This window comes from Micromonospora sp. KC723 (assembly GCF_004348595.1).
Taxonomy (GTDB): domain Bacteria; phylum Actinomycetota; class Actinomycetes; order Mycobacteriales; family Micromonosporaceae; genus Micromonospora.
Map to the genome: position 1 here is coordinate 1 of NZ_SMKD01000227.1, position 5332 is coordinate 5332.

Sequence of the window (5332 nt, forward strand, 5' to 3'; positions counted from 1 at the left end):
GGCCGAGGGATCACACCTGACCGTGCTGGACGCCGAGGGACAGCCGGTCGGCGGCACCGACACTCCCGCCCGGTCGGGGCACACCCTGACCCGCGAGGTCGTCATCGACCGGCCCGGTGACTTCACCACCGTCTGGCACGTGCGGTTCACCGACGGCCGGGAGCTGAGCGGCTGGCGACGCTTCAGCGTCGGCACCGGCCTGCCCCCCGCCCCGCTGACCGACGCGCAACGCCAGGCGGCCGAGGCCGTCGGGTCGACGCACGGGCACGGGGTGGACCCGGTCAGCGCCGTCCTGCTCGTGGTCAACGCCCTCGTGGTGGCCTTCGTGGTGACGATGCTGCTGGTGACCCGGCCACCCCGCGGCGACGCCGACGACCCGCCCGATCCGCCCCTGTTCCGACTGCCCGCCGACCTGACCGGCCCCGCTCGGTCACCCGTCCGGACGGATCCACCACCGCCCGGCTGATCATCCGCGAACCCGAGAGGACGTCCCGTGACCGCACAGCCCGACGTGTACACCGACCTCGCCGCCGAGGGCGAGGACGTCGACCGGATGCTCGCCGACCTGGACGCCGAGAGCTGGGCACGCCCCACGCCGGCGCCCGGCTGGACCATCGCCCACCAGGTGGCCCACCTGGCCGCCACCTTCCGGCTGGCCGCGCTGGCCGTCGCCGAGCCGGAGGCCTTCCAGCAGGTGACCGCCCGACTCAGCCCCGACTTCGACGCCAACGTCCAGCACGCGCTCGCCGGTTACCTCGCCGACCCGCCCGACGTGCTGTTGAGCCGGTGGCGGGAGGAGCGGGCCGGCGTGGAGAAGGCGCTCGCCGCGGTCGCCCCCGACCAGCTCGTCCCGTGGCTGGTCCGACCGCTGCCGGCGGGCGTCCTCGCGGCGGCCGGGATGATGGAGTTGTTCGGGCACGGCCAGGACATCGCCGACGCGCTGGGGGTACGCCGCGAACGAACCGACCGGATTCGGCACCTGGTCGGGTTCGCCGTGCGTACCTGGGACTTCGGTTACCTGGCCCGTGGCCTCGACGTGCCGCCGGTGCAGCTGCGCTTCGAGATCACCGCGCCCTCCGGGGCACAGTGGACGTTCGGCCCGGCCGACTCCGCCGAGCGGATCAGCGGGCCGGCGGTCGACCTCTGCCTGCTGGTGACCCGCCGCCGCCACCGCGCCGACCTGGCGCTCACGGCGGTCGGCGACGAGGCCGACCGCTGGCTGGACATCGCGCAGGCCTACCGTGGGCCGGCCGGCTCCGGCCGGGAACCGGGCCAGTTCGCCGACGCGTCCCGGTGACCGCGTTCCGACTGGCGGCTTCTCCTGGATCGTGACATCGACGCCGACCTGGCGTCCGCGTCGGCGGACGCCAGGTCGGCAGCTGCTTGCCGGCGGAGGCGGCCCGCCGGCTCGGCCTGACCGACGTGCCGTTGCCGTGTGCGCCGGAGACAGCCGTACCGGGTGCGCTGAGCCGGTGTCCGGCTGCTGGCACACGTGAGCACGGTCCGGCCCCGCACCGCGATCACCCACGTCTACCTCGGGGGCCGCCCGCCTCCGCCCCGACCTGCCCGGGTGAGCCCACGGTCCCGGGCCGATCGATCCCGGACAGGGACCGCCTGCCGCGAATGGCGGTGTCCCGGGGGCCGGGACACCGCCAGGTGCGCGCCATGCAGGTGGTCATGTGGGCCGGGTGGACCTCGGATCAGGGGAGGGTCCACAGCCGGGCCACCATGCCGTACGCCGAGGGGTCGGACCGACCGGGAACCGCGAGGTCACCGGGCCGTCGACCGCTCGGCGTCACCGGCGGCCCGGTAGCTGTCCGCTCAGGCCGGGTTCGCCGGGGAGTTCTGGTAAGCGGTGAGCAGCCACTGTCCTTCCTGCTTGACCAGCAGCCAGCTGGCCCGCACCGCCCGCTCGGCGGAGAGTTCGGTCTGCCCCGGGGCCAGCACGCCCCCCTCGGTGAGGACGAGGACGACGTCGTCGGCCAGCACCTTCATCGCGGTGGGTGTGCCGGTGACCCGGGTGCCCTGGTACGGACCGGCGAAGGCCTGCGCCATGAAGCCGCGGATCTCCTCCCGGCCGTGCCGGGCGAGCCCGGGCAGGATCATGCTGCCGTCCTCGGCGAAGGTGGCGGCGAAGGCGTCGGCGTCGTGCGCGGCCCAGGCGGCGATGATGCGCTGCGGCACGTCGCGCACCGCCGCCTCGTCCTCGGCGCTGAGCGAAACCGTGGTGCTGTTCGGCATGGGTCTGTTCCCTTCCTGGGGTCGGGTGGCCCGTCAGGTGCGCCTCCGGCGTTCCCGGGCGGCGGCGGCCGGTGGGCCGAGGTGCGAGGGTCGTGGCAGCGCGGTTCGGCACCGGCGTGGTGACCAACGGGGTGGGTCGGGTGACCGCGGGCCCTGCCTGCTCGACGTCGTGCCCAGTCCCATTCTGTGGTGGTGGCCGGGCCCGCTCATCTCCGAGGTTGCGCGGTCCCGTCGCGTCTGCCCAGGTCGCCGGGTACGCGGACCAGGCGCCCCGGGTTCGGAGAGGCGCCTGGCCGCCGGGGTCGCGCCCACCCGGGGAGCCCCGCGGGCGCGGCCGGCACGGTGGCGGCGGATCCCGGCGCCACCACCGTGGGTCAGATGTAGAGCGTGTTCGGGGCCGGGGCCGTAGCGGACCATCACATCCTGCGCGAGCCGGAAGAGCTGACGCATCTCCTGGATTGCGGCCCGCGACCTGCCAGGTCCACCGGCGTGGCTGGGGCCGGACAGCGAACGGCGCCGGCGGCCACGGAGGCCGCCGGCGCCGGAACGCCACCGCTATCTGACGACCTTGAACCGCAGGTGCGTCACCTCGGGGGTGTGCACGACGCCGATGCTCTCCAGGGTCACCGTGCCGCCCAGGTTGTCGAAGAGCCGGATGCCGCCGTCGATGAGCACCGGCCGGACGGCCACCCGGATCTCGTCGACCAGCCCCGCCCGCAGGCACTGCTGGGAGATCTGGGCCCCGCCACCGATGACCACGTCCCGGTCCCCCGCGGCCACCCGCGCCCGGCGCACCGCGGACTCCACCCCGTCGGACACGAAGGTGAAGGTCGTCTCGCCCTTCGCCGGCTCGTCCGGCGTGCCGTGGGACACGATGAAGTGCTCCACCTCGAACGGGTTCTCCACGAAGCCGTCCTGGCTGGCGCCCATGTCGTAGGTTCGCCGGCCCATCACCATGGCCCCGATCGTCGACATCTGCTCCTCCACCACCCGCTGGTTCTCCGCCGAGGGCGAGAAGAACCAGTCGTGCAGCCCCTCGGGCTCGTCGTGTGGGCCGGCGACACACCCGTTCACCGACATCGTCATGTCCAGCACGACCTTGCCCATTCGTACCTCCATCATCAGGGTTTCGGTGTGCCCGTCCGAGAGCCGGGCCGGGTTCGTACCCGACCCTGCCATCCCCGCCACCCCGGCGGGGCACGGTGCGCAATCTGGGGGACGGTCGCGGCGGCGGCCGCTACCCGGGCCACCGATCCGGTGGAGCTCGCCCTGGTCACCCACTCACGTCGATTTCCAGTGCCTCGACGACTTCGCCTCCGCCGCGCACGTTCGGCGGCGTACCGTCGGCGATCGCGACGGAGGTCGGCCAGGCCTCCAACGGCGGCATGGCCACCCCGACGCGTCGCGGAACGGCCGGGGACGCGCGGAAGCGGGTGCCGGCCGCGCCGGCACCCGCTTCCGGTGCTGGTCAGCCGGTGACGCCGGTGACCGTGCTACCCGACTTGGTCACCTGGTAGCTGACCTGCTCACCGCTCCAGAAGTGGAAGGTGAGGGTGACCGGGCGGTTGTCGGCGACGTCGGCGAAGAAGGCCGAGGTCAGGGTGATCTGGTTGGTGCTGTAGTTCGGCGCGAACGTCACGTCGAACTCCTTGTACGACGTCCAGTCGTGCGGGCCGGCGTTGCTGCCGTCGGCGTACTTGGCTTCCATGGTGGCGAGTTGGTCGCCGCGGAACTGGGTGGGGATGGCGAAGGAAGCCGTCGTCCCGGTGGCGTTGGACAGCACCGGCCGGTCATAGGTGATCACGTTTACCCGCCAGGGCACGCCCGCCGAGAAACGCAGGTGCAGCGTCGCGTTGACCCCGTACGCCCGGTTGCCGGTGAGCCGGGTGAGCGCGGCGGCGGTGAAGGTGAGCTGGTCGCCCGAGACGGTGTAGTCGCTGCCACGGACCAGGTCGGTGTTGCCCTGCCGGACCCCGACGAAGGACGTGCCGTTGAGGTTCAAGGTGAGGGTCTTGCTGGTGATGGCGGTGGCCTTCGCGTTGAACAGCAGGTCCGACGACGCGGTGCCGGAGCGGGTCGTCCAGCTCGACTTGATCTGGGCGAACAGCTCCGGGTCTTTCCACACGAACGAGGTCCGGTCGAAGTGCTGCCCGTTGTCCCAGAGCATGGTGGTCAGCTGGCGGCTACGCGCGTAGTGGCCGAGGAACTCGAAGAACTTGAGCTTCTCGCCCTGCTCGATGGTGCCGGTGTGCCGGTCGAAGCCGAGCAGGCCGTACTCGCCGATGATGACCGGGATGCGCCGGGTGACGAAGGAGTTGTACACCCGGTCGAAGGAGTCGGTGAGGTCCTTCTGGACGGTGGCGTCGAAGCGGGTGCCGCCGGCCACGTTGACGCTGAACGGCCAGTACCCGTAGAAGTGCACGGTCGCGATCAGGTTCGGGTCGTTGAGGGTGTTGAAGGTGGTCACCAGTTCGTCGACCCGGGCCTGCTCGGAGGAGGTGTGCAGGGTGGGCAGCACCAGCAGCCGGTTGGCGTTGTTACCACCGGAGGCTCGCACGATCCGGTGGAAGGACGTGTTGAGCTCGTGGAGCAGCGCGGCGTTCTGGGCGTCGCCGGAGCTGTCGGCGAACTGCGGTTCGTTGACGCTCTCGAAGACCAGCTTCGGCGAGGCGTTGCGGAACGTGTTCGACAGCTGGGTCCAGATCGCGTTGTACTTGTTCAGCACGTTGGTGCGGTCGGTGGGCATGGTGTTGATCCACTGCCAGGAGTCGTGATGGATGTTGATCATCACGTAGAACCCGTCGGCGAGGGCCCAGTCAACCACCTCCTTCACCCGGTTGAGGTAGGCGGCCTCGATGGTGTAGTCCGGCGCCTGGCCGAGGTGCGCCGACCAGGTCACCGGAATGCGGATGCTCTTGAAGCCCTGCGCCCTGACGTTGTCCAGCAGCGCTTCGGTGATCCGCGGGTTGCCCCAGGCGGTCTCGTCGGCGCCGACGGCGTCGAGCGAGTTGCCCAGGTTCCAGCCGGGCTGCATCGCGGCAACCGCCGCCATCGCGTCGCCACTCGGCGGCGGGGTGGTCGGGGGCGGGGT

At 71.8% G+C, this 5332-nt stretch carries 4 protein-coding genes and 1 pseudogene; 2 read left to right on the top strand and 3 right to left on the bottom strand.

Features of this window, described 5'->3' with window-relative positions; genetic code table 11:
• Both E1165_RS29285 and E1165_RS27750 read left to right on the top strand, forming a co-directional pair.
• Positions 1-466 (top strand): annotated as a pseudogene (locus E1165_RS29285) (hypothetical protein); the annotation flags it as partial.
• Between the two features lie 27 nt (positions 467-493).
• A complete protein-coding gene (locus E1165_RS27750) occupies positions 494-1297 on the top strand; it encodes a TIGR03084 family metal-binding protein (RefSeq protein WP_132394657.1) in 804 nt (267 codons plus the stop codon).
• Between the two features lie 524 nt (positions 1298-1821).
• Here the strand turns inward: E1165_RS27750 and E1165_RS27755 are convergent.
• The 3 genes from E1165_RS27755 to E1165_RS27765 form a co-directional block, all read right to left on the bottom strand.
• Positions 1822-2241 (bottom strand): SgcJ/EcaC family oxidoreductase, encoded by a 420-nt coding sequence (locus E1165_RS27755; protein WP_132394658.1) that lies wholly within the window; start codon positions 2239-2241, stop codon positions 1822-1824.
• 555 nt (positions 2242-2796) lie between these two features.
• The gene (locus E1165_RS27760; protein WP_256370697.1) at positions 2797-3348 is read right to left on the bottom strand and encodes a dihydrofolate reductase family protein; all 552 of its coding nucleotides are present in this window, start codon (positions 3346-3348) and stop codon (positions 2797-2799) included.
• 361 nt (positions 3349-3709) lie between these two features.
• A partial coding sequence (locus E1165_RS27765; RefSeq protein WP_132394659.1) for a cellulase family glycosylhydrolase occupies positions 3710-5332 on the bottom strand: 1623 nt, incomplete at its 5' end.

Excerpts from the sequence above, each read along its gene's own strand:
- E1165_RS27755 (WP_132394658.1), bottom strand. The coding sequence starts at position 2,241 with ATGCCGAACAGCACCACGGTTTCGCTCAGCGCCGAGGACGAGGCGGCG.
- E1165_RS27760 (WP_256370697.1), bottom strand. The coding sequence starts at position 3,348 with ATGGGCAAGGTCGTGCTGGACATGACGATGTCGGTGAACGGGTGTGTC.